Source organism: Wenzhouxiangella psychrophila (genome assembly GCF_042310375.1).
Classification (GTDB): Bacteria; Pseudomonadota; Gammaproteobacteria; order Xanthomonadales; family Wenzhouxiangellaceae; genus Wenzhouxiangella.
The window spans coordinates 178,347-205,295 of sequence record NZ_JBHJMQ010000006.1 but is presented as its reverse complement, the minus strand read 5'-3'; the positions used below and the strand labels follow the sequence as shown (position 1 = coordinate 205,295).

20 protein-coding genes and 1 pseudogene are annotated in these 26,949 nt (G+C 61.6%); 8 read left to right on the top strand and 13 right to left on the bottom strand.

The features are described from left to right. Positions 1–64: 64 nt before the first annotated feature. Complete coding sequence (gene gltX, locus ACDC66_RS09950) at positions 65–1,495, bottom strand: glutamate--tRNA ligase (RefSeq protein WP_376696556.1); 1,431 nt, start codon at positions 1,493–1,495, stop codon at positions 65–67. A gap of 205 nt (positions 1,496–1,700) precedes the next feature. Between gltX and mltF the strand changes: the two genes are divergently transcribed. Both mltF and ACDC66_RS09940 read left to right on the top strand, forming a co-directional pair. Continuing rightward, positions 1,701–2,891, top strand: coding sequence for a membrane-bound lytic murein transglycosylase MltF (gene mltF, locus ACDC66_RS09945; protein WP_376696555.1), 1,191 nt, complete (start codon positions 1,701–1,703; stop codon positions 2,889–2,891). Next, positions 2,866–3,135: a hypothetical protein gene (locus ACDC66_RS09940; protein WP_376696554.1), complete on the top strand. Its 270-nt coding sequence runs from the start codon at positions 2,866–2,868 to the stop codon at positions 3,133–3,135. Before mltF ends, ACDC66_RS09940 begins: the two co-directional genes overlap by 26 nt. Before the next feature lie 34 nt (positions 3,136–3,169). Here the strand turns inward: ACDC66_RS09940 and dnaQ are convergent, their stop codons facing one another. The 3 genes from dnaQ to ACDC66_RS09925 form a co-directional block, all read right to left on the bottom strand. After that, the gene (dnaQ, locus tag ACDC66_RS09935; RefSeq protein ID WP_376696553.1) at positions 3,170–3,883 is read right to left on the bottom strand and encodes a DNA polymerase III subunit epsilon; all 714 of its coding nucleotides are present in this window, start codon (positions 3,881–3,883) and stop codon (positions 3,170–3,172) included. A gap of 184 nt (positions 3,884–4,067) precedes the next feature. Then, complete coding sequence (gene rnhA, locus ACDC66_RS09930) at positions 4,068–4,502, bottom strand: ribonuclease HI (RefSeq protein WP_376696552.1); 435 nt, start codon at positions 4,500–4,502, stop codon at positions 4,068–4,070. Then, complete coding sequence (locus ACDC66_RS09925; RefSeq protein ID WP_376696551.1) at positions 4,499–5,098, bottom strand: class I SAM-dependent methyltransferase; 600 nt, start codon at positions 5,096–5,098, stop codon at positions 4,499–4,501. The genes rnhA and ACDC66_RS09925 overlap by 4 nt, the downstream gene beginning before the upstream one ends. Before the next feature lie 58 nt (positions 5,099–5,156). Here ACDC66_RS09925 and gloB point away from each other — a divergent pair, with 58 nt between their 5' ends. The 6 genes and pseudogenes from gloB (at position 5,157) to metH (ending at position 13,000) form a co-directional block, all read left to right on the top strand. Next, a complete protein-coding gene (gloB, locus tag ACDC66_RS09920) occupies positions 5,157–5,924 on the top strand; it encodes a hydroxyacylglutathione hydrolase (RefSeq protein ID WP_376696550.1) in 768 nt (255 codons plus the stop codon). A gap of 16 nt (positions 5,925–5,940) precedes the next feature. Further along, the gene (locus ACDC66_RS09915) at positions 5,941–6,816 is read left to right on the top strand and encodes a cupin-like domain-containing protein (protein ID WP_376696549.1); all 876 of its coding nucleotides are present in this window, start codon (positions 5,941–5,943) and stop codon (positions 6,814–6,816) included. Positions 6,817–6,888: 72 nt separating this feature from the next. Continuing rightward, positions 6,889–7,485 carry a TetR/AcrR family transcriptional regulator gene (locus tag ACDC66_RS09910; RefSeq protein ID WP_376696548.1) on the top strand — a complete coding sequence of 199 codons (597 nt, stop codon included), beginning with the start codon at positions 6,889–6,891 and terminating at the stop codon, positions 7,483–7,485. Positions 7,486–7,562: 77 nt separating this feature from the next. Next, complete coding sequence (locus ACDC66_RS09905; protein ID WP_376696547.1) at positions 7,563–8,132, top strand: carboxymuconolactone decarboxylase family protein; 570 nt, start codon at positions 7,563–7,565, stop codon at positions 8,130–8,132. 250 nt (positions 8,133–8,382) lie between these two features. Next, complete coding sequence (locus ACDC66_RS09900; protein ID WP_376696546.1) at positions 8,383–9,297, top strand: ArsR/SmtB family transcription factor; 915 nt, start codon at positions 8,383–8,385, stop codon at positions 9,295–9,297. Continuing rightward, positions 9,294–13,000, top strand: a pseudogene (gene metH / locus ACDC66_RS09895) (methionine synthase). The gene ACDC66_RS09900 and the pseudogene metH overlap by 4 nt, the downstream one beginning before the upstream one ends. A gap of 71 nt (positions 13,001–13,071) precedes the next feature. Here the strand turns inward: metH and ACDC66_RS09890 are convergent. From ACDC66_RS09890 to ACDC66_RS09850, 9 genes are all read right to left on the bottom strand, one after another. After that, positions 13,072–13,656, bottom strand: a complete 585-nt coding sequence (locus ACDC66_RS09890) for a DUF2058 domain-containing protein (protein ID WP_376696545.1) — start codon at positions 13,654–13,656, stop codon at positions 13,072–13,074. 19 nt (positions 13,657–13,675) lie between these two features. After that, positions 13,676–16,828 (bottom strand): protein kinase domain-containing protein, encoded by a 3,153-nt coding sequence (locus ACDC66_RS09885; RefSeq protein ID WP_376696544.1) that lies wholly within the window; start codon positions 16,826–16,828, stop codon positions 13,676–13,678. 109 nt (positions 16,829–16,937) lie between these two features. Then, on the bottom strand, positions 16,938–19,958 hold the full coding sequence (locus ACDC66_RS09880) for an SUMF1/EgtB/PvdO family nonheme iron enzyme (protein WP_376696543.1): 3,021 nt from the start codon (positions 19,956–19,958) through the stop codon (positions 16,938–16,940). Positions 19,959–20,090: 132 nt separating this feature from the next. After that, positions 20,091–20,465: a hypothetical protein gene (locus tag ACDC66_RS09875; RefSeq protein ID WP_376696542.1), complete on the bottom strand. Its 375-nt coding sequence runs from the start codon at positions 20,463–20,465 to the stop codon at positions 20,091–20,093. Between the two features lie 20 nt (positions 20,466–20,485). After that, positions 20,486–21,754, bottom strand: coding sequence for a hypothetical protein (locus ACDC66_RS09870; protein WP_376696541.1), 1,269 nt, complete (start codon positions 21,752–21,754; stop codon positions 20,486–20,488). Beyond that, the gene (locus ACDC66_RS09865; protein ID WP_376696540.1) at positions 21,751–22,287 is read right to left on the bottom strand and encodes a hypothetical protein; all 537 of its coding nucleotides are present in this window, start codon (positions 22,285–22,287) and stop codon (positions 21,751–21,753) included. Before ACDC66_RS09865 ends, ACDC66_RS09870 begins: the two co-directional genes overlap by 4 nt. Further along, a complete protein-coding gene (locus ACDC66_RS09860) occupies positions 22,284–23,885 on the bottom strand; it encodes a hypothetical protein (RefSeq protein ID WP_376696539.1) in 1,602 nt (533 codons plus the stop codon). The genes ACDC66_RS09865 and ACDC66_RS09860 overlap by 4 nt, the downstream gene beginning before the upstream one ends. Then, complete coding sequence (locus ACDC66_RS09855; RefSeq protein ID WP_376696538.1) at positions 23,875–24,675, bottom strand: PP2C family protein-serine/threonine phosphatase; 801 nt, start codon at positions 24,673–24,675, stop codon at positions 23,875–23,877. Before ACDC66_RS09855 ends, ACDC66_RS09860 begins: the two co-directional genes overlap by 11 nt. Then, positions 24,675–26,918, bottom strand: coding sequence for an FHA domain-containing protein (locus ACDC66_RS09850; protein ID WP_376696537.1), 2,244 nt, complete (start codon positions 26,916–26,918; stop codon positions 24,675–24,677). The genes ACDC66_RS09855 and ACDC66_RS09850 overlap by 1 nt, the downstream gene beginning before the upstream one ends. Positions 26,919–26,949: the final 31 nt, after the last annotated feature.

Sequence of the window (26,949 nt, the reverse complement as noted above, 5' to 3'; positions counted from 1 at the left end):
TTGGCGTTCTTTGCGTCTTAGCGTCTTTGCGTTTTAAAGGTTTTAAGGGACTTGCCCGCCAAACTCAACCCTGGGCAGCAGCGCGGTCGGCGATGTGGGCCAGGGCGCGGTCGATGCGTTCGAGGGTGCGCTCGCGGCCCATCAGCCACAGGGTCTTGTCGATCGACGGCGACTCGCCGTGGCCCATCAGCGCCACCCGCAACGGCATGCCGATCTTGCCGAAGCCGATCCCCAGTTCGTCGACCGTGGCCTGCACGGCGGCCTGCAGCTCCTCGGCACGCCAGTGCGCCAGCTCGGCGAGCCGATTGCGCAGGTTCTCCAGCGGCTCGGCGGCGACAGGCCGCAAATGCTTTTTGGCAGCGCCGTGCTCATAGTCCGCGAAGTCCTCATAGAAGGGCCGGCTTCGCTCGACCAATTCGACCAGGGTTTCGACCCGCTCGGCCTGGACCGCGATCAGATCAGCCAGAGGCGGTCCGTTTTCAGCGTGCAGGCCGGTACGCTGCATATGCCAAAGCAGTTCAGAGTGCACCTGGTCGCGGTTGCCCTCGCGCAGGTAATGCTGGTTGAGCCAATTGAGCTTCATGGTGTCGAAGCGCGAGGCCTTGTGATTGACCTCGGCAATGTTGAACAACTCGACCAGCTCCTGCCGCGAAAACACTTCCTGATCCCCATGCGACCAGCCCAGGCGAGCCAGGTAGTTGACCATGGCATCGGGCAGGTAGCCCTGCTCCCGCCAGGCCATGACGCTGACCGCGCCGTGTCGCTTGGACAGGCGTGCCCCGTCGTCGCCGAGGATCATCGGCACGTGCGCGAACTCCGGTGGCTCGACTTCGAGCGCACGGTAGATGTTGATCTGGCGCGGCGTGTTGTTGATGTGGTCGTCGCCGCGGATGACCAGGTTGATGTCCATATCGAAGTCATCGATGACCACGGCGAAGTTGTAGGTGGGCGAGCCATCGGCGCGCATGATCACCAGGTCGTCGAGCTCACCGTTGGACACCTCAATGCGGCCGCGCACGCGATCGTCGAACGCCACCGTGCCGTCGAGCGGGTTACGGAACCGGATGACCGGCTCGATACCTTCCGGTGCTTCCGCCAGGTCGCGGCAGTGGCCGTCATAGCGGGGTTTTTCCCCGGCATTCATGGCTTCTTCGCGCAGCGTCTCGAGCCGCTCCTTCGAGCAGTAACAGCGATAGGCCTGCCCGTCTTCGAGCAGGCGATCGACCACCGCGCGGTAGCGGTCCATGCGCTCGCTCTGGTAGAACGGCCCCTCGTCGGCATCCAGGCCCAGCCAGGCCATGCCGTCAAGAATGGCCTGTACCGACTCGGCCGTGGAGCGCTGGCGATCGGTATCTTCGATACGCAGCACGAATTGCCCACCCGTGGCGCGTGCCGCCAACCAGCAAAACAGTGCCGTTCGTGCGCCGCCGATGTGCAGGAAGCCGGTCGGCGACGGTGCAAAACGTGTTCGAATCGAATGAGTATCGCGCGCCATGGCGGGTTGGCTCGAATGGGGAAAAGCCGGCTATTCTAGCAGAGGCGACCACCTTAAGCTCTCACACCAAATCCGCTATAAAGGGCATCATGATCTGTCCTGCAGCGCAAAGCATGAGCGACCTTCGCCCCCAAAACCCAGGACCTGCATGAGCGACCCCGGGACACAAAACAATAACGCTGTGCCGGGCAGGCGAAAACTGCTGGTGGAACGGCTGCGAGGGCTGGGACAGCTCGCCCTCGTCGCGGCGGCGATATTGATCGCCACGACCTCGGGTGACAGCAGACTGACCCAGGTCGAGCGCATCCAGGCACGCGGCAATCTGGTCATGCTGACCGTCAACGGTGCCTCGACCTATTACCTGGGTGCCGAGGGCGAAACCGGTTTCGAGTACGAACTTGCACTGGAATTTTCCCGCTTCCTGGGGGTGCCGCTGCAGGTGGTGACGGTCCCCAGCGTAGGCGACCTGATTCCGGCCCTGATCGACGGGCGGGGTGACTTCGTGGCCGCAAACCTGACGCGCACCCCCTACCGGCAGTCGCAGCTGCGCTTCGGCCCTGCCTACGACGATGTCGTGCCGACGCTGGTCTACCGGCGCGGGTCACCGCGCCCCCGCTCGGTCGAGGAGCTCACCGAGGGCCGGCTGGCGCTGATGGAGGGAACCGCCTATCGCCCCCTGCTGGACCGACGCGAAGTGGAGATCCAGCCCGAAATCCGCCCCCACGCCAGTATCGAGGACCTGTTCGAGGACATCAGCAGCGAGGAGGTCGACTACACCATCATCGACTCCAACATCCTGGAACTCAATCGCCGATTCTTCCCGGCCATCCGCCCCGCCTTCGAACTGGGCGAGCCGCAGCCGCTGGCCTGGGCAACCAAACGGTCCGATGACGACTCGCTGGTGCAGGTCATGCGGGAGTTCTTCCTGGTGGCCAATGCCGACTCGCTGCTTGCCGAGTTGCGCCAGCGGCATTACGGGCACATCGGGAACTATGAGCCGGTCGGCACTTTCACCTTCATGCGCCAGATCCGGGAGCGACTGCCCGACCTGCGCCCCTTCTTCGAAGAAGCGGCCGCCGCCCACGACCTGGACTGGCGCTTGCTGGCGGCAGTGGGCTACCAGGAGTCGCACTGGGATCCCGCGGCCGTATCGCGCACCGGTGTTCGGGGCATCATGATGCTCACACAGCGCACGGCGCGGCAGCTGGGTATCGACAATCGTGTCGATCCCGAGCAGAGCATCATAGGGGGGGGCGAGTTACCTGCGCTCAATGATCGACCGCATTCCCGACCGTATCGATTACCCGGACCGACTGTGGCTGGCGCTGGCGGCCTACAACGTCGGCTACGGCCATCTCGAGGATGCACGCGTGCTTACCGAGATTCGCGGCGGTGATCCGGACCGCTGGGTCGATGTGCGAGACTCACTGCCGCTGCTCACCCAGGAACGCTGGTACAGCCAGACGCGCTATGGTTACGCGCGCGGTTACGAGCCGGTGCAGTACGTGGAGAACGTGCGGACCTTCTACGAGATCCTGCTGTGGATGGAGGGCCGCGACCATCCCCTGCTGGCCGAAGCCGAGGACAGCGATCCACAGTCGCGTGAGAGCGCGGAAAGCACGACCGAGGAATCCCCCTAGGGAGCCTCTGAACAACTCTGCGCGGAGCGCCTTTCTAGTCTTCCGGAACGGAATCCTGCCACAGGCAATGACCGGCGCTTTCACGGATTGCGTCCAGTCGGGCCCGATGCGCCGTAAGTTCTGACTCGTTTGCCCGGCGCACTACCAGCTTCGAGACGTCGACTTCCAGCACCATCTCGTTACCTGCCTCACCCCGGTCGCCCTCACCCGACAGATCCAGCGCCAGGTCGACCTGGCCGCCGGTCATGGCCAGGTAGACTTCGGCCAGCAACTCGGCGTCAAGCAAGGCACCGTGCAGATCACGGCCGGAGTTGTCCACTTCGTAGCGCTTGCATAGCGCGTCCAGGCTTACGCGCTGCCCCGGATGCAACTCCCGCGCCAGCGGCAGGGTATCGAGCACGCTTGCGTGATCTTCGACGCGGGTTGGCGAATCCAGCCGGGCCAGTTCGGCATCGAGAAAGCCCACATCGAAGGGAGCATTGTGGATGATCAGTTCAGCATCCCGTATGAATTCGATGAAGTCCTCGGCGAGGTCGGCAAAATACGGTTTGTCGGCGAGAAATTCGTTGGTAATGCCGTGTACGGCCAACGCGCCGCCTTCGACATCGCGCTCGGGATTGATATAGACGTGAAAGCTGCGCCCGGTCTGTCGCCGCTCGATCATCTCCAGGGCGCCGATCTCGATGATCCGATGCCCTTCTGTGGGTTCGAGGCCGGTGGTTTCGGTGTCAAGAACGATTTGTCTCATCAAGAAAACCTATATTTGTCCACAGATGAACACAGATGAACACAGATATAAAAACAAAAAAGCCGATCAACTACAGCTCATGAACGCCGAGTTCTCGACACTAATTCAGTGACAAATGAACACATAAACGATTAGTTTTTCTATTATTTCATCTGTGTTCATCTGTGGACGATAATGCTTTTTGCTATTGCTCCCTGGCTGCCGTAGTCGCCAACTCATCGGCTCGCTCGTTTTCGGGGTGGCCGCTGTGGCCCTTGACCCAGTCCCACTGCACGTCGTGGCGTTCGCGCGCCTTGTCGAGGCGCTGCCATAGCTCGGCATTCTTGACCGGCTTCTTGGAGGCCGTTCTCCAGCCGTTCTTTTTCCAGTTGACCATCCACTCGGTGATGCCCTTTCGCACGTACTGGGAATCAGTGGTCAGAACGACCTGACAGGGGCGCTTGAGTGACTCCAGCCCCTGGATGGCAGCCATCAACTCCATGCGATTGTTGGTCGTCTCGGCCTCGCCGCCGGAAAGTTCGCGTTGGTGACCGTTCCAGCGCAGTAGCGCGCCCCAGCCGCCGGGGCCGGGATTTCCCAGACAAGCGCCGTCAGTCCAGATATGCACCGGCTCGCTCATGCGGCGCGGCACTGGCTGGGTACCGCCGAACCGCCGACCATGCTCGGCTGGCGGAAGCGTATCGGCTCGATCCGCGCGGGCTCCGCCGGTTTTCGGGCGATCACCACAAGGACGGGGACAAGCCCCGGCACCAAGCCGCGCACCTGGACATTGGCCGATATCGAAAGCTGCAACTCGCAGCGAACATGCATCCACTGGAACTGCGGCCAGCTGGGCAGGCGCAAGGCCGATCGACCCAGCTCGCGCCAGGCCAGGCGATGCCACGGGTTGGCCGAAACCGAAACGAGCACGCCCCCGGGCTTGAGCACGCGGGTGGCTTCACCCAGCAAGTCACCCCGGATGGCCGGCTGCCAGACATGCCGCAGCAGGATCGCCGGAACGCTGTCGTCTTCCAGCGGCCAGCACTCGAGCTCCGCCCGGAACGGCCAGCAGCAGGAATCGCCGTCGACCAGCACGCGACTTCTTTGCGGTTCGATCTGCGGCGACGCGCTGGCGGTGGGTGCGACCTCGAGAATCCATTTCGGGCGCGGCTTGGCGAACCCGGCCTCGACCAGCCGGGTTTCCAGGGGCTGCAGGCCGGAAAATCCGGCCGGCATGCGGTGCGCGTTAGAATGCTTGTGGGACACGTGAAAAGGATACCAGACGGAGCCGCACATGCCGCTGTCGATCGACGCCATACCGACCCTGGAGAGCAACTATGTCTGGGCCCTGCACGACGGCCGCTGCGCCCTGCTCGTGGACCCCGGCGAGGCCGGCCCGCCACTGGAGTGGCTGGCCGAAAGCGGTCTGGACCTGGGCGCCCTGCTGATCACGCATCACCACTGGGATCACACCAACGGCATCGACGAGATTCTCGCGCAGCATGCCGTGCCGGTTTACGGTCCGGAAGACCGGCGCATTCCGCAGGTCGACCATCCCGTCCGCGAGGGCGATCACGTGGAAATCGATTCCCCCCGGGCTCACTTCGAGATACTCAGCGTGCCCGGTCACACCAGCATCCACATCGCCTACTTCGGGCACCGGCTGGTGCTGAGCGGCGATGCCCTGTTCTCGGCCGGATGCGGGCGCATGTTCGAAGGAACGCCCGAGCAGATGCTCGCCTCACTGGACAAGCTGGCCAACCTGCCCGCCGATACGCGCCTATTCTGCGGCCACGAATACACCGCCGCCAACTGCCGCTTCGCGCTGGCGGTCGAGCCCGACAACGAAGCGCTTCAAGCTCGGGCCAGGGAAGCGGAAACGCTGCGCGAAAAAGGCGAGATCACCCTGCCTTCCCGGATCGGAGACGAACGCCGCTACAATCCCTTCTTGCGCTCGCGTGAGCCGGCCGTAATCGCGGCGGTGAGGGAGCACGAGCCGGACTGCGGGGAAGATCCGGTCGAAGTCTTCGCCGCCCTTCGCCGCTGGAAGGACAGTTTCTGATGGACGCTCACTAGCCATGGTCGCCCTCACCCGCGTCAAGCAGATAGAGAACGTTGATGCCTCGACGTTTCAGCGCGAATACAAGCAGCCGGCCCGCCCGGTGGTGATCAAGCGCCTCACCGAATCCTGGCCGGCGCGCGAGAAATGGACCGTCCAACACCTCAAGGAACGCGCCGGCGGCGTGGTCGTGCCGCTCTACGACAGCAAGCCCTCGCGCGATCACAAGCACCAGCACGCGCCGGCCGCGCGCATGCCGCTGGGCGAATACATGGACTTGCTGGAGAAAGGCGAAAACGACCTGCGGCTGTTCTTCTTCAACTTCTTCAACACCATTCCCGACCTCAAGCAAGACTTCGAGTATCCGGACGTGGGGCTCAAATTCTTCAAGAAGCTGCCCGTGCTGTTCATGGGCGGGAAAGGATCGAGGGTTCAGCTGCACTTCGATATCGACCTGGCCGATATCATGCTCTGCCACTTCGGCGGCCCCAAGCGCGTGATGCTGTTCTCGCCCGAGCAGACGCCCTGGCTCTATCGCGTGCCATTCTCCTTCAGTGCCCTGTTCGATGCTCGCGTCGACCAGCCGGACTACGACAAGTACCCGGCGCTCAAGCAGGTCCAGGGCGAGGTCGCCGACCTGGAACACGGCGACGTGCTCTACATCCCGCCCGGCTTCTGGCATTTCGTCGAGTACCGTGACATTGGCTTCTCGATGTCCCTGCGCGCCTTTCCGCGAACGCCGGGCAACCTGGCCCGCATGCTCTACAACCTGCTGGTGCTCCGCACCGTCGACGGCGTCATGCGCAAGACCGTCGGCCAACCCTGGAACGACCGCAACGAGCGCCTGGCCCGCAGCAAGACGGACAGGCGACTCGAAGCAACCGCACAACGATAAGACAGGCCCTGAATCGGATTCCGATTGCAGGGCTCGCCCGCCCGGTTGATTTATGAACCGATCGGTCCCATAATGTCTGACATGCCCAGAGGCCGTCCGCTGCAATTCGATCCCGATCGCGCCAGGCAGGCTGCCATGCACCTGTTCTGGGCGCATGGTTACCAGGGCACGTCCCTGCGCGACCTGACGCGCGAGATGGCGCTGTCTCGCTCGAGCTTTTACCAGTCCATGGGCAACAAGGAACAGCTTTTCATCGATTGCCTTGGCGACTATCGAAGGAATCTGCTCAACAGGCTGAGCCAACGCATGGAAGCAGCGCCTTCCGCGCGGGCCTTCCTGGAAGATTTGTTCATGGAGGCCGCGGATTCCGCCGGTTCGGAGCAGGCCAGGCTGGGCTGCCTGATCTTCAATTCCGCGGCCGAGCTCGGCCACGACGATGGCCACGCCGCTGAACAGGCGCGCGGAAGCCTGCGACAGTTGACCGGCCTGCTCCAGTCCTGTGTCGAACGCGCACAATCCCGCGGAGAGATTCCACCCGATCGCGACACTAAGGCCCTTGCCCACTACCTGACCGCCAGCATGGCCGGCCTTCGGACACTGGTGAAATCCAGCGTGGGACGCCGGACCGCCCGCGCCACAGCCCGGCAGATGCTCGCGGCACTCCAATGACGCCGTTTTTTTTTGACCCATTTTTGGACCACCCGGTCCATGACGACAACCGACAGCCAACCCACAAAGGAGATGACGTGACCGCCGAATACACCATCAAAATGGACGCCCCCACCCTGGAAAGCGCCAACGACGCGCAGCATCCACTGCTGGAAAGCGCCCACAAGTCGCTCGGCTTCGTGCCCGAGATGTACCGCCACATGGCGAAAGCGCCGGGACTGCTGAGCACCTACATGCACGGTTACGAGCAGTTCCGGGAGCATTCCGGGTTCGAGCCGGCCGAGCAGGAAGTGGTCTTCCTGACCATCAGCCGCGCCAACGGCTGCGGCTACTGCATGGGCGCGCACAGCATGCTGGCCGACCAGGTTTCGAACGTTCCCCCGGAAGTGCTCGAGGCCCTGCGCAGCGACAAGCCCATCCCCGACGAGAAACTGGCCGCACTGAGCAAATTCACGCGCGGCATGTTCGACAGCCGGGGCAATCCGAGCGAGGCCGACGTACGCGCCTTCCTCGGCGCCGGCTACGAGGAGAACCACATCCTGCAGATCGTGGTTGCCCTGGCCGTCAAGACGCTCAGCAACTACTCCAACCATCTCAACAAGCCGGAACTCGACGACGCCTTCAGCAACTATGCCTGGAAGGACTGATCGACCGCAACGCGGACGGGCGCGGCAGACTGCCGCGCCCGCTCACCCCGAACTGGAACAGGCCCGGGCACGCCATCCCCGAAACGGCGACTCGTCCTGCTCCCACGCGCCAAAGTCGGCTGCACTCACTTGGAGACAATCGATCTCCTGAAATAAGGCCAACATACGCTTGAAAGCCCCACTGGTTCGGGCTAGGCTATGCTATATCTTTCAATCGCGATAAAAGGATATAGTTATCGACCTGGACCGCGTGGGACGGCACTGCAGCCTGCTGGGGGACGCCACCCGGCTCAGGCTGCTGGCGCTGCTCGAAACCGAGGAACTGACGGTGGCCGAGCTGGCGCGGATCACGCGCCTGGCGCAACCGCGCGTGTCCACGCACCTGGCCCGGCTGCGCGAAGCCGGCCTGGTCGTCGATCGCCGTGACGGTGTGTCCGTCTACTACCGGCTGGGCAACCCCGAGGACAATCCGCAGCTGCACCGGCTCTGGGCCCTTTTCCGCGACGATCTGGACGACGCCGTCGTAGCGGCTGACGCCGAGCGGTTGCCCGAGATCATGGCGCAGCGCGCGTTGGGGCGCAACTGGCCGGACACAGTTGCTGGCGACATGGAGCGTCACTACTCACCGGGACGAACCTGGGAAGCGACCACCCGCGCGCTGGTGCAACTGCTCTCGCTCGGGCGCGTGCTCGACATTGCTTCCGGGGACGGCGTGATGGGCGAACTCCTCGCGCGCCAGGCGGAGTCCATCGATTGCATGGATGTGTCAGAGAAGGTCGTCGCCGCAGGCCGCGAGCGCGTCAAACCGTTCGATAACGTCCACTTTCACCTCGGCGACATGCACGCCCTGCCTTTCGATGACACGGTCTTCGACAGCGTGCTGATGATGCATGCCCTCACCTATAGCGAGAACCCTCCGGGCGCACTCGACGAGGCGGCAAGAACTCTGAAACCAGGCGGCCGGCTGGTGGGGGCGACGCTGAAGAAGCATCGTCACAGCGCCCAGGTCAAGAACTTCGGCCACGCGAACAACGGTTTCACGCCGAAGCAACTGTCGGCCATGCTGAAGAAAGCCGGGCTGCGCCCCGACTTCTGCGACGTCACCTCGATCGAGCGCAAAACTCCGAATTTCGAAATCATTACCTTTCTCGCGGAGAAATCATGAGCCTGAAATGGCACAACCCCGGCAGCGTCGAAGCACTTTTCGACGCCCTTGGCGAACGCATCCTGCTGCTCGATGGCGCCATGGGCACGATGATCCAGAACGAACGCCTCGACGAAGCAACCTTCCGCGGCGAGCGGTTCGCTGATCATTCCGACGACCTCAAAGGCAATAATGACCTGCTGACCCTCACCCGGCCGGACTTGATCACGCGCATTCACCACGATTTTCTCGATGTGGGCTGCGACCTGGTCGAAACCAACACCTTCAACGCCAACCGCATCAGCCAGGCCGACTACGCACTGCAGGACCTTTCGGAAGAGATCAACCGTGAGGCGGCGAAACTGGCCCGCCAGGCCTGCGACGAATCGGCCGCAAAAACCGGTCGGCCGCGCTACGTGGTGGGCGTCATCGGGCCAACCAATCGCACGGCCTCCATTTCCCCGGACGTCTCCAGCCCGGGCTATCGCAACATCGATTTCGCCACGCTGGTCGAGGCCTACACCGAGGCCACACGCGGCCTGCTCGACGGCGGCGCCGACCTGATCCTGATCGAGACCATTTTCGACACCCTGAACGCCAAGGCCGCGATCTACGCCGTGAACGAAGAATTCGAACGACGCGGCGAACGCTGGCCCCTGATGATCTCGGGGACGATCACCGATGCTTCGGGCCGCACCCTGTCCGGGCAGACGCCGGAAGCCTTCTACTACTCGATCGAACACGCCGAACCGTTCTCGGTGGGCTTCAACTGCGCCCTGGGCGCCGACCAGCTCAAGCCGCATATCAAGGCGCTTTCGCGCGTGGCCGGGTGCCTGGTCTCGGCCCACCCCAACGCGGGGCTGCCCAACGAATTCGGCGAGTACGACGAGTCGCCCGAGGAGATGGCCGAAACCATCGAAGCCTACGCCCGCGACGGGCTGGTCAACATCATCGGCGGCTGCTGCGGCACCACACCCGAACACCTGGCCGCGATGGCGAATGCGATCGACGGCCATTCTCCCCGTCCCATCCGACAACAGAAGGCGGCATGAGCGAATCCGAGCACAACAAACGCTACACCCGGTTGAGCGGCCTCGAGCCGCTGGTGATCACGCCGGAGCTGAATTTCGTCAATATCGGCGAGCGCACCAACGTCACCGGCTCGGCACGGTTCAAGCGCCTGATTGCCGATGAAAAATACGAGGAAGCCGTCGAGGTCGCCCTGCAGCAGGTCGAAAACGGCGCCCAGATCATCGACGTCAATATGGACGAGGGCCTGCTCGATTCCGAACAGGCGATGGTCGATTTTCTCAACCTCATCGCCGCCGAGCCCGATATCGCCCGCGTACCGGTGATGATCGACTCTTCGAAGTGGAGCGTGATCGAGGCCGGCCTGCGCTGCCTGCAGGGCAAGGGCGTGGTCAACTCCATCAGCCTCAAGGAAGGCGAGGAAGCCTTCCTGAAAGAGGCGCGCAAGATCCGGCGATACGGTGCGGCCGTTGTGGTCATGGCCTTCGACGAGGAAGGCCAGGCCGACAACGCCGAACACATGGTCGAATGCCTTGCACGCGCCTACAAGCTGTTGACCGAGGAAGCCGGCTATCCGCCCGAGGACATCATCTTCGACCCCAACATCTTCCCGGTCGCGACGGGCATCGAGGAACACGACAACTATTCGGTCGAGTTCATCGAGGCGACGAAAGCGCTAAAGAAGAGATTTCCCGACTGCCATGTCTCCGGCGGCGTATCGAACATGTCCTTCTCGTTCCGCGGCAACAACCCGGTGCGCGAGGCCATGCACTCGGTGTTCCTATACCACGCCACGAAAGCCGGCATGGACATGGGCATCGTCAACGCCGGCCAGCTGGCCGTCTACGACGATATCGACCCGGAACTGCGTGAACTGGTCGAGGACGTCGTCCTCAACCGCCGAAGCGATGCCACCGAGCGGCTACTGGATGCCGCAAGCAAGTTCAAGGGTGATGGCAAGAAGGAAGAGAAGGACGAGGCCTGGCGCGAGAAGCCGGTCGCCGAAAGACTCAAGTACAGCCTGGTCAAAGGTATCGACAAGTACGTCGTCGAGGACACCGAAGAGGCGCGGCAGCAGTTCGATACCTCGCTGGAGGTCATCGAAGGCCCGCTGATGGACGGCATGAATTACGTTGGTGACCTGTTCGGAGACGGCAAGATGTTCCTGCCGCAGGTGGTCAAGTCCGCGCGCGTAATGAAAAAGGCGGTCGCCCATCTCGTGCCCTATCTCGAAGCCGAGCAGACCACCAAGGAGAAGAAGGGCAAGGTCCTGTTGGCCACGGTCAAGGGCGATGTCCACGACATCGGCAAGAACATCGTCGGCGTGGTGCTGGCCTGCAACGGCTTCGACGTGCACGATCTGGGCGTGATGGTGCCGGCCGAGAAAATCCTCGACGAGGCGCGCAGCTCCGAAGCCGACATCATCGGCCTGTCGGGCCTGATCACGCCCTCGCTCGATGAGATGGTCAACGTCGCCGAGGCGATGAACGAGGCGAAGTTCGAGCTGCCGCTACTGATCGGCGGGGCGACGACCTCGCGTGCCCACACAGCGCTCAAGATCGATCCCGCCTACCCGGGCCCGGTGTGCTGGGTCAAGGACGCCTCCAGATCGGTCGACGTGGTGCGCAAGCTCGCCAGCAAGCAGCACCGCGACGGCTACGCGGCCGACATCCGGGCCGACTACGAGGAATACCGGGAACGCAGTGCACAGGGGCGCCGCCGCAAGCCGCTGATCTCCATCGAGGCAGCCCGCGAAAACGCATTTCAACCAGACTGGAACGAGCACAGGCCGGAAGCCCCCAGGCAGCCCGGGCTCCACATTTACGACGACTGGCCGCTGGCCGAGCTGGTGGATTACATCGACTGGACCCCCTTCTTCCAGACCTGGGAGCTCAAGGGGCGCTATCCCGACATTCTCGAGGATGAAAAGGTCGGCGAGGCCGCCCGCAACCTGTTCCAGGACGGTCAGGACATGCTTGAACGCATCGTCGACAACGACTGGCTGACCGCGCGCGCCATCTGCGCGCTGTGGCCGGCCGCGCGTGACGGCGACGACGTGCTTTTCTATACCGACGAATCGCGCAGCGACGTCATGGAGCGCATGGTCATGCTGCGCCAGCAGGCTGAAAAACCCTCGGCCAACCTGTGCCTGTCCGATTTCGTCGCCGAGGCCGGAAGCGGCATCAACGACTGGGCCGGAGTGTTCGCCGTGACCACCGGCATCGGTCTTGAAGACGCACTCGAGCACTTCCCGGAGACCGATGACTACAGCCGCATCCTCCTGCAGTCCATGGCCGACCGCCTGGCGGAGGCCCTGGCCGAAGCGCTGCACCAGAAGGTCCGGCGCGAGCTATGGGGCTATGCCGCCGACGAGGCGCTCGAAAATCGGGAGTTGATCCGGGAAAAGTATCGCGGCATTCGCCCGGCGCCCGGCTATCCGGCCTGCCCCGACCACAGCGAGAAGGAAAAGCTGTTCCGACTGATGGATGTCACCGACAACATCGGCATTGAGCTGACCGAGGGCTTCGCCATGACACCGATGGCGGCAGTCAGCGGCTACTACTTCGGGCATCCCGACAGCAAGTATTTCGTCGTCGGCAAGCTGGGAAAGGATCAGGTGGAAGATTACGCGGAGCGAAAGGGCGTCAGCGTCGAGCAGGCTGAGAAGTTCCTGCGGCCTAATCTGGATTACTAAAAGTAGGGTTCAGGGGCGGGCTTCGATCCGTCTTTTCCTGAAACCTGAACCCTGAAACCTGAAAACTTCTTTTACCAGACGAGGTCGTCGGGCACCGGGGGATAGTGGCTGCCGTCGTCCTCGGGTTCGTCTCGGCCCTCCAGACTGGGTACCAGGTCCGGGGCGACTGCACGGTATTTCTCCAGGGTATCAAGCGAGACCAGCAGATAGGACCCGCGCAGGTTGACCACGCCGATCTCGCCATTGTTGAGCTGATCACGCTGCTCGGGCGTGCACAATACGCGCCGGATCCGCCCCATGTGCTCGAAATAACGAGGCACCTCGGCTTCCTTGCGATTGAGGGTATTGCCCTTGAGGAGTTCGTCGAGCTGCAGATTGCGCTTGCGCCGCTCTTCCTGCTCGGCGACGCGGCGCTGCTTTTCGGCTTCCTTTTCCTGCAATTCGGCCTTGCGCCGCGCGGCGTAGGCACGGGCCAGATCCGAATCGCCCCCCCGCTTTTTGCCTGCGCTTCGCTTTTTGTTTCTGGCCGGCCCGCTTCCACGAGCGTTTTTCGGGCCGGGAGAAGCGGCGCCGGGTTTACCCCGGCGCCGGCTCTTTTCGACCTGCTTTTCGTCGGTCAGCCCTGCCTTGAGCAGGGCATCCTGCAAAGTCCCCATGGCGTTCGATGTGCGCTTCTTATTCCTGGGACTCGCTGCCGGACACTTCGAGCAGCTCGACTTCGAAAATCAGAGTCGAATTCGGCCCGATCGGACCGGGACGACCCTGGTCGCCGTAGGCTAGGTCCGAGGGGATGAAGAACTCGTATTTACCGCCTTCGGACATCAGCTGCAGGCCTTCGGTCCAGCCGGGGATGACCTGGTTCAGCGCAAAGCTGGCCGGCTCGCCGCGATCATAGGAGCTGTCAAACACGGTGCCGTCGATCAGGGTGCCCTTGTAGTGCACGGTCACCTGGTCCTCGGCGGCCGGGCTGGCGCCGTCGCCTTCTTCGATCACGCGATACTGCAGGCCGGAATCGGTCACCATGACATCATCACGCTCTGCATTTTCTGCCAGGAAGGCCTCGCCGGCTTCGCGATTGGCAATGCCCTCTTCCTCGCGCTGTGCTTCCATCTGTTGCTGGCGGCGCTGCATAAACGCCTCCCTCTCAGCAAGCGCTTCTCTATTTGTCATAAGCGTTTTGCCAAGGTGCAACCGATCATAAATCCCGCCAATAATAAGGTGGCGCTGAATGCTTATGTCTTGTTCACGCAGGCTCTTACCAATGTCTGCCCCGATTACATAGCTCAATTTTTCCATGTCGCCATAATCGATACTCGAAGATCCAGAAGAACCATCCTCCTTGCTCTCCATAAAAGCGTCTCGTATGTTCAGAAACTCTTCATCAGTCAACCAAAGTTTCTCTTCGGCCAATGCAGCGATAATTGCCACACACAGGAACTCAATTTCAATTTCGAGCTCTTGTTCTTTTAGGGAGCCTCCAATATCCATTCCAATGGTATAACTCAATCTATTGAGATCGCCGGTCAGACTTACATTGCTCCGCTGAGACTCCCAGTCTGAAACAATCGTCCCGCCACGCTTTCTGATTTCGGCTCGTTTCGAAGCCATTTCCTCAACTTCATCGCCTGGCCAACGCTCAGCAGCCTTGAGTCCAGCAAGCAAGTCCTCAGTGGGATCACCAGTTTCCGTTCGATCAGTTGCGCGCTCGAAGGATCGGATCGATGTCCGTGTGCTATCACCAGCTACGCCGTCGATTTCAACGTTGCGACCCAGCCGTTTCAATTCGGTCTGAACGGCTTGCACCAATTGACGCTTTGCTTCAGCTGCCTTGCGGCGCTGTTCTTCAGCAGCGGCTTCTTCCTGGCGGCGATTCCTTTCGGCTTCCCGGGCTTTCCGGATACGACCATCAACCTGGTCGATGTATTGACCCTCTGGAAATCTGTTGCGGTAGGTCGTATAAGCCACTTCAGTGCCGGCGTCTTCGGCATCAGTCCATGCTGCTTGATCGCGCCGTGCGTATTCGGCTTGCAGACTTTCGATTATCACTTCGTCGGCGTTTCCGGTAACCAGAAGGCCCTGGGCTTCCTCGAAGGCGCGAATTCCAGCTATCGTGCGCTCGCCCAATTCACCGTCGGTCGGGACGCGATAATCGAGACGGTTTAGGTAATCTTGAATGGTGGCGATACGCTGACGCTGCTGCTCGGCCTCGGCCTCGGACTCGGTCTCGCGCTCGTGCTTGGCCTGCTGCTGCAACTGGCTGATTCGCTCACCAGCGGCTTGTTGGTGCAAGCCATCCGGCCACTGTTCCAGAAACGCCTCGTAAGCGTCGAGCGTATCTTTTCCGCGCGCTTCGTCCCAGGCTACGTCCTCGCGTTGTTCGGCAAGTTGCCGCTGGCGTTCGGCTTCAGCCTCGGCTATCTGGCCCTGGCGCCAGTCGTAAACGCCGTAGCCGATGCCGCCGAGTACAATTAGCGCCAACAGAGCTGCCACAATCGGTTTGAGTGGCAGCCGGAAGCGGGCCTTCGGGTTGGCGGAGGTATTGCCGCCAATTGTCTTAGTTGATCCAGGCTCGTGCTCCAACTCAGCGACCGCCTCGTCCATCAGCACCTTGATCCTGGGCCGATCCCAGCCGACCGCTTCGGCTGCCTCGACAAAACCGTCCTGAACTGTTTCGCTCAAGGGGCCATGTCGGGCCTTGACCCGGCTACGGATAGCCAATGCAAGCCGACGCTTCGCTGATAGCTCCTTGTCGTTCTTGATGACATCGTCGATCAGTCGGTCCAGGTCGGATTCGTCCATTTCCGCAATAGCCGCTAGCGCCATCAATGCTTCCCGGTCCTCGTCAGCGAGCACGCCAGACTCGCCGACACGCTCCGCAATCTTCGCTCGTAGCGGCTTGAGTTCATCGCGGATGCCGGCTTCGCCCTCGCCCACCCACGTGCCGGTGTCACTTGCACTCGAGTCATCGCCGACCGACTGGCAGGCCTTGCGAAACATTTCCAGCGCCTCGGCTGCATCACTCGGACGTTCCTGTTTGTCCATCGCCAACATCGAAAGCAGCAGATCATTCATCGGCCGACCCAGTGTGGGAACGGCAACGTTGGGATCGGCAAAGCGGCCGATGGGCAGCTTGCCGGTGAGCATGCGGTAGGCGACTACGCCGACCGAGTAGATATCGGCCCGGGCATCGACGTGTTTGGCCGACTCGCGCTGCTCCGGGGACATGTAGTTACGGCTTCCGAGCCCCAAGTGGGAAACCGTCGAGTGCTGGCCGTCCGGAGCCTTGGCGATGCCGAAGTCCACGATCCGGATCTGGCCCGACTCGGAGAACATGAGGTTAGACGGTTTGATGTCGCGGTGGATCAGACCCTTGCCGTGGGCCGCGGCTAGACCGGTGAGGATTTGCTCGAGGATTTCGATGCTGCGCTCCAGCGGCAGGGCGCGCGGGCGCTGGTTGTCGGGCAGTTCTTCCAGTGCATTAACGTCGAAGACATCCTTGCCCAGTTCATCGGCCAGCGAATTGGGCAGGTACGGCATCACGTAGAATGGCGCGCCGTCGTCAAGCTCTCCGTATTCATGGACGGTCACAATGTTAGTCTCGTCTTCCAACGAGGCCAGAATCTTTGCCTCGGACAAGAACCGGGCCCGCAAGATCTCCAGCCCTTCCTCATCCGACGATGTCGCAAACGCAATCAGATTCTCGTCTTTGGGTTTGAAGACCTTGATCGCCACCTGGCGGTCGATGGCCGGGTCCTCCCCGAGAAACACCTCGCCGAATCCGCCTCCGCCGAGGCGTTTCAGAATTTTGTAGCGGCTAATCCGATCCATTGCTTTCCCATGCGTCAATTATTCGAAACCCAAGACCAAAAACGTCGATGGGAGCTGCGGTCCATACCCCCGTTCCGCTGCGCCTAAGCCAAGTGTATAAACACAAAGTTCAAAGCGCTACGGACCTGGCTGGACGAAAGCCCGTGTTGCCGAACTGGGAGACGCGATCGTACCCGGAGCGGTAGGCCGAACGCAGGCTCCGGCCGTCGCTGTTCCAAGAACCGCCGCGAAGAACCGCCCTGTCGCAGCTGCCGCTCATCCATGCACTGCCGTCGTTGGGTGCACCCGGACTATTGTTCCAACAGTCCTGTACCCATTCCCCCACATTACCGTGTATGTCATACAGGCCGAACGCATTGCCAGAAAAACTCCCGACAGCAACAGTCCGCTCACGATACTCACCCTTGCCACAACCTTCTGCGGGATAGTTACCGTCGAAATTGGCCTGATCAGTGGTGATGCAGTTGCCCGTATGAAAGCGAGTTGTCGTGCCAGCACGTGCTGCATACTCCCACTCCGATTCGCTCGGTAGCCGATACTCTTCGCCCGTCTTGCTGTTCAGCCACTGGACATACTCCTGTGCATCGTCCCAGCTCACATTGATCACCGGCCGGTCGCCTCGACCCCAGCCGTGATCTGCGGGCCGATGACTGCACCCACCGGCTTGAACACATGCATCCCACTGGGCAAAAGTCACTTCAGTTTTGGCCAGTGCAAACGCCGCCACGACAACACGAAGCTGTGGCCCTTCATTATTGAGACGTTGAGGCTCACTGGACGGACTGCCCATCATGAATTCGCCAGCCGGAATCACCACCATCTCCGGGCAATCCGCACAGTCACGGAACGTCTCGCCCGGCTGTGGGACCGGCCAGCGGTCCGTGGCCTCAAGAGCCGCCAGCAGCGATTCGCCGGGCTCGCCGGACTCGGCTCTATCCGTGGCGCGCTCAAAGGCGCGAATCTGGTCGGTGGTGCCCTGACCGGCCACACCGTCGACCGTAACCGCGCGACCCAACCGCTTGAGTTCGGTCTGGATGCCGGTGATCAGCTCGCGCCGGCGCTCGGCGGCCGCGGCTCCTTCGCGCCGGCGCTGTTGCTGGGCTTCGACTCGCTCTATTTGTTCATCGACCTCATCGATAAACGCACCTTGTGGAAATGTTTCGGCGTACTGTCGATAGGCCTGTTCGGTATCTGCGTCCTGCGCCGCGCCCCACGCCTCGCGATCACGGATTGCCTCAATCTGGGCAGCTACCTGGTCCACATACCGACCATCCGGAAAGTCATTCCGGTATTGGTCGTAGGCATCTGCGGTGTCGGCGTTGCCGGCCTGGGCCCAGGCTTCATCATCCCGACGGTTAAACTCCTCGATCAGACTGTCGAGAACAACTTCATCCGGAGTGCCGGTGACTACCAACCCTTGTGTCTGCTCGAAGTCGCGGATCGATTCGGTGGTGCGAGCGTCGACTTCACCGTCTTCGGATACGCGATAGCCCAGCCGGTTCAGATAATCTTGTACTCGCGCGACGGTGCTCTGGCCTCGCTCTTCGAGTTGCGCGATGCGTTCGCTGGCGGCCTGTTGACGCAGCCCATCGGGCCATTGCACCAAGAAGGATTCGTAGGCTTCAAGGGTGTCTGCAGCCCGGGCTTCGGACCAAGCTGTGTCCTCCTGTTGTTCAACCAGTAGCCGCTGGCGTTCGGCTTCGGCCTCGGCCAGTTGACCCTGGCGCCAATCGTAAACCCCGTAGCCGATTCCGCCCAGGATGACCAGCGTGAAAAGAATCGCGGCAATGGGTTTGAGCGGCAGGCGAACGCGGCTTCTCAGATTGGCGAACGTATCGCCTGAAGTTGATGTCGATGGTCCGGAGTTGTCCTTTCGATTCAGCTCGGCAACTGCCTCATCCATTAACGCCTTGATCTTTTCCCGGTCCCATCCAACTGCTTCGGCGGCGGTATCGTAGGAAGCCAGCTCGTCGTCGTCCAGTTCTGTTTGTTTTGTGCGCACTTGGCGTCGAAGTGCTCGAACCAACTTCAGTTTCGCCGACAGCGTCTTATCCTGCCGGATCACATCATCAATCAGATGGTCCAGATCGGCTTCTTCCAGATCAGCGATCGAAGCCAGCGCTTGAAGCCCGGGGCGATCCTTACTTCGGACGACACCGAATGCGCCAACAAGCTCAGCAATTTTGGCCCGTAGCGGCTTGAGTTCATCCCTAATTCCGGCTTCACCCTTACCCACCCAGGTACCGGTGTCACTTGCACCGGTTTCCTGGCCCACCGACTGGCGGGCATTTCGGAATTGCCCCAGGGCCTCGGCTGCATCAATCGGACGATCCCGCTTGTCCATCGCCAACATCGAAAGCAGCAGGTCGTTCATGTGCTGGCCCAGCGCTGGCACGGCCACGTTCGGGTCGGCAAACCGTCCGACTGGCAACTTGCCGGTGAGCATGCGGTAGGCGACTACGCCGACCGAGTAGATATCGGCTCGGGCATCGACGTGTTTGGCACTCTCGCGCTGCTCCGGGGACATGTAGTTACGGCTTCCGAGCCCCAAGTGGGAAACCGTCGAGTGCTGGCCGTCCGGAGCCTTGGCGATGCCGAAGTCCACGATCCGGATCTGGCCCGACTCGGAGAACATGAGGTTAGACGGTTTGATGTCGCGGTGGATCAGACCCTTGCCGTGGGCCGCGGCTAGACCGGTGAGGATTTGCTCGAGGATTTCGATGCTGCGCTCCAGCGGCAGGGCGCGCGGGCGCTGGTCTTCGGGCAGTTCCTCTAGTGCATTGACGTCGAAGACATCCTTGCCCAGCTCGTCGGCCAGCGAGTTGGGCAGGTAGGGCATCACGTAGAACGGCGCACCGTCATCGAGTTCGCCATATTCCAGCACAGTGACGATATGCGTTTCTTCATCCAGCGAAGCCAAAATCTTCGCCTCGGACAGGAAACGCGCCCGGAGAATCTCCAGCCCTTCCTCGTCGGAACTGGTGGCAAAGGCAATCAGGTTCTCATCTTTCGGCTTGAAGACCTTGATCGCGACCTGGCGGCCGATCGCCGGGTCTTCCCCGAGAAAGACCTCGCCGAAACCGCCTCCTCCCAGGCGTTTCAGAATTTTATAGCGGCTGATTTGCGGCATTGGATTCCCTCTAATAATCCGATTGCGCTACTACTGTCCCGGAAACATATCTGCTTATCACGCTACCATGCTGCAGCTCGAAATCAGACCCCAGTAACACTTCGGCACGCCGGGGCCTTGCGGGAACTACCCTCAATTTCGGATTCTCGATCGGAAAAACTGTTCTTTTGCTTTCTGACAATCCGTAAAGTCAACATCACCACGGCAGGCAAATGCAATCAATTGCAAGTGCCCTTCCTCCCGATGGCGGTGGTAAATCGTCTTCTTGTCTCGCGCCGGAACAGTAGTTGCCCCTGGGTTGGTGTGACAATTCGATAATCCGAAACAATACTTGACATTGAGCTCGTAGCCACAGCGATTTTCAAGAAACGCCATACTTGAGGTGTTGTTGGTCGTATCCACGCTAAGGCAATGCGCTTGATTGCTTACATACTGCGCTTTGCTCATCGCAGGCCAAAACCCCATAAAAATAACCAATGCCAAACCGCTCAATGTTGCAGACCCCATTCTCATACTGTCTCCTCCTTTCACTTGCTTTTAATCCGAACAAAACGCACCCGAAATGGCTGCTCCTGTTCGGCCGCCCAATCTTCAATATCTTCCGGGCTCAACTCTTGGTGTTCTCGGACCTTGCTCGTCAGCCATTGCTTGAATAACGACTCGGCTCGCAGGGGCCGGGAACCTGCAGGCCAGACAATGGCGAGTTCCAGCTCTCTTTCCTCTTCTAACCGTGCACGCAGTTCGCGTCGACCGTCGCGCATCGGGCCGAAATTCATCAGGCGGCCCTCGGGCAGGCCTACCGCAAGCGGCGCCATGCCGTCAGTGGCGCCAACGGCAAGCCCGCAGAATCGTCCGTTATCACCCGCCTGGCGCAGAATTTCGCCCGCTTCAACCAGTTCGGGCTGCGGATCGTTGCAACGAGCATCGCCGTACGTCGCGAAAACCGCCATCGTATTCCTGCTCGATTCACGTGCGATTCTTACTGAGTCGGCGTCGCGTTCGACTGCACTGGGTTCCGGACGCACGGTGGCGGTTTCAGGCCGGGTTACCTGCCCACCAAAATCGTCGAGAATGATGACCTCGCCGCTGCCGTCATCGCGAACACTCAGCCAATAGATGCCAACCATCACTGCCAGGATCACCAGCGGAAGCGCCCATTTCCAGTGATGACCCTTGCGGGAATGCAGACCCTGCCAAACCGCAGCGGCCTTGCCAGATAGCCGATGTTTGGCTGCACCGGACGAGTCACCGGCAAAACTATCCAATGCCTCGGCCAGGGTGTGTACACCAGCGACACCCGCCAGGTCCGAGACCTGCTCCACGCCCTCGGCCAGATTGGTGTCCGGCACCAGAATACGCACCTGGATACCGCTTTTACGCCATTGCTGAATTTGGGCCAGAGACTGCTTGAGCTTGTCGGCTGTGCGCTCGACCGGTCGGACCACGCCATCGGCGCCGACTTCACCGGTGGCCCAAATGACGCAGTCGCCCGATTCGGGCTGACCGTTGCCCAGTTCGCCATTGGCCTGAACCGCATGCGCGACGTACATTGGTAACTGCCAACTCACGCCCTGGTCAATCCGCTCAGCAACATCGACGCGAAACGCATCGTGCTGGAAATCGCGCGCGACGATGCCCGTGCCCCGCCTGACGAAATCGTGATAGGCGGCGCTGATCGGCAGCGCTTGTACCGTGCCGTTAAGACAGACGACCGATTGCACGCCGCTTTCCTCCAGCGTAATCCGCTGGATGGCGACCGGCCCGCAGGTGGTGCCGATGAAGACATGGGTTTTCATGACTTGACCACCTCCAGCTCGGAGCGGTCATTGCACAACAGGCGCAACACCGCATCGTCGGCTTCGAACAGGCGTTGGGTCTTGCCGTCGTGCAGCGGCGGGAAGGACACGCGAAGCACTTCGCTCTCGCCAATGGCGTGGATAACGACACCCTCGCCTTCCTCCAGTTGCAGGCCCGGGGCAACTTCCAGCGTGACGTAAACCTGCCCGTCCGATGCACGCGAGCGGCGAAACCGCAGCTCGAAACGATCGCCTGATCGGCGAGTCACCTCGCCGCGGTCCTGCGCGCAGGCTTGCACCGGCGAATAGGCCACCCGTTGCTGCTCCACCGCCGTGCGATACAAGCGTCGCAGGGCAAGGTTTTCGCCCAAAGCCCGGCGCACCGCCGCTTCATCGTCCACGTCCCGGCCCAGGCCAAAGTCGACGACGGCCTTTGGCAGGACCGGCTTCGAACCGCCCGGCGCGCTCAGGGCATCGCGCATGGCCAGGTAGCTGGCTGTGGCAACAATGGTTGGTTTTTGATCCTTGTTCACGCGTCCTTCCCGTGCAATGTCTGGAATCTGTCTCGGAATATGGCCAGATCAGCGGCATAATTCGGCTTGGCACTGTCGATTCGGTGCAGAAAATGCGCCAGCACGCCATCGATGGTGAGCAATTTGGCCACGCCCGCGCGATAGGCCGAGGGCTGCGCAAAATCATCCTCACTCCGGAACCCGGCTCGGTTGATGGCCTTGAATGCCTTGCGGCAAGCCTCCAGTGCATGATTGAGCGCCGGCATCTGCAGGCGCATCGTGTTCAGCTCACGCGTGGTTGTGGTATCTGAAAACGGCAATTGGCCCGCCTCTCCGGATGAATCGCTGAACGCTTCGGGGTGCCAGTCGACCAGCAAACCCAGCGCCTCGGGCATTTCCTCAAGCTGCAGCAGCACCTCGATACCTGCAAGCGCAGCCTGGTCGATCGTCGCGCGGTGCGCGACAAGGCGTTCAAGCCACTCACAATAAGTGTCTGTCTCCAGCGAGCCCCAGTCGAACGGACGGCCGCGCTTGCCCGCTTCGATCAGGCGGGCCTGATGATTACCAAACACCTGCATCCGCAGCAGCGTCAGGGGCAGCTGATCGATCACGTCTTGATGAGTTACCGACAACTCACATTCTTGCCAGACCCGCGCGGTCAAAAATTTCGGGTGCCGCGTCAGGTCGCCGCCGTCCAAGCGATCCTCGTCCAGATACTCGGCGTGCACCGGATCCACCGCCAGCCATTCGTGCATCTCGTCAAGCGCCATGGCGTGCTCGGCCGCCCGGGCGCGAGCACCGGCAATAAGCGCCCGATACAGATACAGGAATACCTCGGCCACGCTGCGAAACCGGCGGTAGTCGTCATCGGGGTTGGCGTGGCGCCAGAACTCGAGAATCCGCTGATCATCGATGACCGTCTCAGGCGCGCTGTCCGGTGCCTGCTCGGCCAGCCACTTTAATGCGCCATAGGCACGCTGTTGCCAACGAGAAGGTTGGAGGTGTTCAGACAAAAAGCTGTTGAAAAGCTTCTGCAGGCGCCTCGCCCAATCGACCGCGCGCATTTCGGGCGAGACCTCGGTCACGAGGTTCGGATCGATGTAGATCAGCAACTCGAGTAAAGCGAGCCAGAGTTGAAGCCGATGCAGGTGCAGGCAAAAACCTTCCTGGGCCGGACCGCAATGGAGCTTGTTACCCTCCAGTCGCGCACCATGCGGCAGTACGAGGCGGCCGTGCTCGACGGAATAGCGAAAATGCTGTGCCGAATTCACCTCCTCGATATACACGGCGCGCAGCACGATAGCGGCCTCGTCGGGACTACCGCGCGCAAGCACTTCGAACCAGTGACCAATCTCCAGGGTCAGTGGTGCCCAGGTCCGGCACAGAACGGCGCGGCGCAGCGCCGTGACGGTTTCACCGCGAAAGCGCGGCCGACCTTCGCTGGTACTTTGGTCGGCCAGTCCGCTGAACACCCCGGCCAGCGTTGCACTGACCCCGTTTTCTGCCAGTTGGCCGGCAGCACGACCCAGTACATCGTTGCCAGCCTGCGCCACACCGGCGTCACGCTCGACAGGCGGGTCGGGGCCGCTCATCGGATTGGCTGTTCTGTCATCCACCATCCTCCGCTCCGCGATCCTGGTGGCTATGTTGGCAGACGCCAAGCACCACCGTGATGTTGTCGTGCCCGCCGGCCGTCAACGCCACATCGATCAGGGCCTGGGCCGCCTGTTCGGGTTCCGGGTTGTCATTGATGCACTCGGCCAGAACTTCATCGGCCACCCCGTCGGTCAAACCGTCCGAGCAAAGCAGCACGGCATCTCCATCGTTGATTTCGACGCTGTAGAACACTGGCTCGAACGAATGCTCGGTCGATTCCAGACCAATCGACTGCGACAAAGTGTTGCGGTCTGGGTGATTGCGTAATTGATCCTCGCCGATCCGTCCATCCCGAAAAAGCTGCCGCGCCACGGTCTGATCCTCGGTGATCTGCTCAAGTTGGCCGTCGTGGAACCGATAAGCCCGGGTATCGCCTACCTGAAGCACATCGACGCGTGCTCGATTGCCGGCGGTATTGACCAGCGCAGCGGTCAACGTGCACGACATAGACAGTTCCTGTTCGGATTCCGCAGCCAGCTTCGATACCCGTGCGTGCGCCCGGTGCGCGGCCATCTCCAGGATCATCCGGCTCATGTCGGCACTTGTGGCGGCGGCCAGTTTGCCGCTTTCGGCCAGCTCGCGAAAGATGTCAGCCGTGGTTGCACTAGCAACCTCACCGGCATCACGACCCCCGACGCCGTCGGCAACCAGCAACAGCTGCTGGTCATCGCCGGCTTCCATCGCCAGCCAGGCATCTTCATTGTTGTCTCGCTTGCGCCCTGTATCGCTCAATCCGGCCAGTTGCATTTTCATTACCGCCACTCCTCCAGTCCCATGCTGCAATCGCCCAGCGTCACCGTGCTGCCGGCTGACAGCGGTATGCGCGTGCTGAGCACTTCACCATCGAGGCGGACGCGCTCATCGATTTCTTCGCCACAGGGTGCTACCCAGTAGCCATTGTCATGACCCAGCAGCACGACGGGATGGTCTTCTTCGGGAATGCCGGGTTGTACCCGCTTACCATCACCGTGCAGCGGCACGCCATCGCGCACCAGCAGCCAGACCCGCTTGAGGCCCTCATCCATGGTCGGCCACGCGACCGCCAGGTCGTCGCTGCTCAAAGTCTTAAGGTGAAAGCGATCCAGGCGGGCAATCGCTGAGCTCGGGCAGCCCTCGGGAACCTCTACCAGCAGCCGGGCCGGGCCGGCGCGGGCCGGATCACGCCCGCCGCCCAGGGCCAGCATCGTCTTGTTAGCCAGTCGCCGCGGCTGACCATTGGCCAGAAGCTGATCATCGGCCATCGTGCCGTGGGTGCTGCCTTGGTCCACAATGTACAGGCGCCGACCCTCACGGCGAATGACCGCCTGCTTGCCAAGCCGTGACATGCGCTTGTAGTTCATCGTGATCGAGCCGGCAACTAGGCCGTGCGCGCGCCCGAGGGCGATCTCATCGCCGGTCAGCAGCCAGGCATCCTTCAACTCACCGGTTCCCCGCGCATTGCCCTGCAATGCCCTGATCCCGGCAACCGCTTGATCGCGCAGTCGCTCAAGATGCGCGCGCTCATCAGCAAAATGATCCAGCCCGCCGATGGACGCCAAGCCCAGTCCAGCCTGGCTGGCGGCACGCAACCATTGCTGCTCATCAAGTGCAATCGCGGCGGTTTCGATATGCTTGGCCAATACGGTATTGCGCAGTTTCTCCTCGGCAGTTGCCAGCAGCGTTTCGACCTCTCCGGACAGAGAATCGTCCAGCTCTCTTGCCCGGATCAGCAGCTTGCTGGCCCGGGCCGGATCGGCATCCACATTGTCTTTCGCCTTGGCCAGCAGCGCATCGGCCTCGACAATGGCATGCAGACGCTCCTGCAGCGACAGCGCAGCAGCATGATCGCCGGCCTGCTCCAGGGCTTGCTCCAGTAGCGATGCACACCGTTCGAAATCACGCTGTTCGAGCGCCGCGCGCGCCTCGGCCACGTTTGCATCGGCAGCCGCCATACGCTCTTGCCATTGCGACCGCAGCGCTTCCCAGCGCGGCCGGCGCGGTAGCAGCGGCACCGGAGGCTGATCCAGAAACGCCAGACCTTCGCCGGGCCGATCACGCCGTTCCAGTTCTACAGCCACTTCGTCATATCGCGAGTAGCGCCACCACAGCACGAACAGCAATAACAGGACAAACGGCGTCAGAAACATTGCCGTGTAGCGACCGGCATAGGGAAAGCCCTGCCGCTCGACCTCCAGCCGACTGCCGCGAACGCGCACACTGCCGCTGGCACCGGCCTCGACGATAAGACTTTCGATACGCTCGCGCAGCGCACCGACGGCCAGCGGCGTCGCTAGTTCATAGGTGCCGGAGACACGCTGATGCAGCCACTCTCGGGTCCGGCTACCCGAGCCCAGCTCCTCTAGCGCACCCGAACGATAGTCGGGCGCGGCACGCAGGCCCGCCAGAATGGCCTCGCGTTCACCGGGGGTAAAACGCTGGAGTTCTATCCGGAAGTTGTACTCGCGCACATAGGCCGCCAGCTTTTCAGCCAGCACAGCGCCCAATTCCTGCCCCGACTCGCGTGCGCGATCGGCTTGCCACTGACGCAGGCACGGTCCCTGGCAGTTTTCCGATGGGTCCACAAATTCCAGCAAGCCGCCATCCCACTGGTCAACAATGCGACCGGTGCCGATGTCCACCATTTTGCCCGGCAAGCGGACCTGAAAACGGTCGATGGCCGCGCCGGAACGCGAGGTGACGATGACCGAGTACACTACCATCAGGTCGACTGGATCATCCGCTGTGCGATTCAGGTCGCGGGCTAGGCGAATAAAATCTGTTTGCGAATACCCCTCACAAGCCTCCCCGGCACAATCGCGCACCAGCCCCAATGCCGACTTGTCGAACACATCGAAGCCTCGATTGATCAACGCTTGGGTAATCGCCCGATCCGCCCGCCGCCAAGCGGGGTGACTGGCGGGCAGCGCATCGTCATTGATATCGCCCACGACCAACGTGTTCCAGTCGCTGGCTTGTGCTGGCAGGGATTGTGTTACTGCCAGAAGCAGGCTCAGCATCAAGAAACACGTGCTGCGTGAAATCATCTCA